A 1,879-nucleotide genomic window follows, 5' to 3' on the forward strand; every position below is an offset into this window, starting at 1 on the left:
TTGGCCTGCCTGGCGTTGTCGGCGTTTTGCTTGACGGTGCTGGTCAGCTCTTCCATCGACGCTGCGGTCTCTTCCAGCGAGCTGGCCTGCTCTTCGGTTCTGGATGAAAGATCGTGGTTGCCGGCTGCGATCTGGCTGGAGTCCGTGGCTATGGTGTCTGTGCCCTGGCGGACCTGACCAACCACTCGGGCCAGGCTTTCCTGCATGGCTTTCATCGCAAACACCAGGCTGGATTGATCGCCTGGACGAGTCTTGACGTCAACCGTCAGGTCACCGGCGGCGATGCTGCTCGCGATACCAGCTGCGTAGTCCGGTTCACCGCCGAGTTGTTTGAGCAAACCGCGAGAAATCGCCAAGCCGATAGCAAACAAGATGGCGGCCAGCAACAGTGCACCGAGCGAAAAATTGATCAGGCGGCTCAGAATCGCGGCCTCAACCGTGTCCACATATACGCCGGAGCCGATGATCCAGCCCCAAGGCGCGAATCCCTTGACATACGACACCTTTGGAACCGGTTGATCATTGCCCGGCTTGGCCCACATATACGGGACAAATCCGGCGCCGCTTGCTTTGACGGTGGTCACGAATTCGACAAACAGATGCTTGCCGGTCGGGTCCTTGTTGCCCGACAAGTCCTTGCCTTCCAGTGCCGGATTGATCGGATGCATCAGCATGCGCGGTTGCATGTCGTTGATCCAGAAATATTCGGTGCCGCTGTAACGCAAGCCCCTGATCGCCTGCATCGCCTGCTGTTGCGCCTGCGGCTCGGTCAGCGTTCCCTTGGTCGTCAGGTCGTGTAGTAGGTCAACAGGCCATGGGCGGCTTCCACGACCTGTCGTACGTTATTTTGCCGCTCCTCCAGTATCAGTTTTCGTTCCGAAGCCAGGAATAGCGCAGTCAGTACGACGATGCCGAGGATGGCGCTGGCGGTGAACAGCCCAAGCTTTTTGGCGATACTCATGACGCGGGGGGTCTGGGATTTTGGCATAAGCGTTTTTTTATTTTTCTAATAGTTCAGGCTAATTTTTTACAGGGTGGCTACAGTTTGCTCGATCAGCCCCATTTCCGCGCTGGTCATGAGCTTGTCGATATCGACCAGGATCAGCATGCGCTCATCCAGCGTGCCCAGGCCAATCAGGTAGTCGGTGCCCAGCACCGCGCCCATCTCGGGTGCGGGCTTGATCTGTTCGGGCGTCAATGTGATCACGTCCGAGACGCTGTCCACCACCATACCCATGACGCGGCTGGCCAGGTTCAGGATGATCACCACCGTGAACTGGTCGTAGGTGGGCGTTCCCAGGTTGAACTTGATGCGCATGTCGATGATGGGAACGATGATGCCGCGAAGATTGACCACGCCCTTGATGTGCTCAGGCGCGTTGGCAATGCGGGTTACCGTGTCGTACCCGCGCAGTTCCTGCACCTTCTGAATGTCAATGCCGTACTCTTCCTGGCCCAGCGTGAAGGACAAAAACTCCAGCGCATTGGGGGCCGAAACGCCAGCGGGCATGACGGCTGCAGCAGAGGGGGTAGGGTTTCCTGTTTTCGTGTGCATGAGCACTCCTTGAGACGATATTGATGAGACAGCCCAGCTGCTTGCAGCGTGCTGCGGGGCCTGAAAAAGCGATGCCTACATCGCTTATCGGCCAACCATGGGAAAACTTTAGGAATATCCAGTTTTATCCAGCAGCGAGGGCATCCGCAGCGGCGGCCTGACTGCGCTTTGACGCCGTAATGGCGGGCCTGGCAGGCGGTGGCTGCACGGGCTCGGTTCTCGGGTAGTGGGCTGCTGGACGCCGGGCTGAAGCGCCCTGGCTGAGTTGTTGTTCGTTATCAAGCCTGAACACGCTGACCACCTGGGACAGGCCGGCCGCTTGCT

The 1,879-nt window shown here is 58.4% G+C and carries 3 protein-coding genes and 1 pseudogene; all 4 read right to left on the minus strand.

The genetic code is table 11. The features are described from left to right. The coding region (locus Q8K05_RS10850) for a cache domain-containing protein (RefSeq protein ID WP_305246627.1) at positions 1-743 on the minus strand (743 nt) is incomplete at its 3' end. 44 nt (positions 744-787) lie between these two features. Next, on the minus strand, positions 788-961 hold the full coding sequence (locus Q8K05_RS10855) for a hypothetical protein (RefSeq protein WP_305246628.1): 174 nt from the start codon (positions 959-961) through the stop codon (positions 788-790). Between the two features lie 66 nt (positions 962-1,027). Beyond that, on the minus strand, positions 1,028-1,510 hold the full coding sequence (locus Q8K05_RS10860; RefSeq protein ID WP_305246629.1) for a chemotaxis protein CheW: 483 nt from the start codon (positions 1,508-1,510) through the stop codon (positions 1,028-1,030). 169 nt (positions 1,511-1,679) lie between these two features. Then, positions 1,680-1,879: pseudogene (locus Q8K05_RS10865) on the minus strand (methyl-accepting chemotaxis protein); the annotation flags it as partial.

The organism is Polaromonas sp. (assembly GCF_030682935.1).
Taxonomy (GTDB): Bacteria; Pseudomonadota; Gammaproteobacteria; order Burkholderiales; family Burkholderiaceae_C; genus Polaromonas.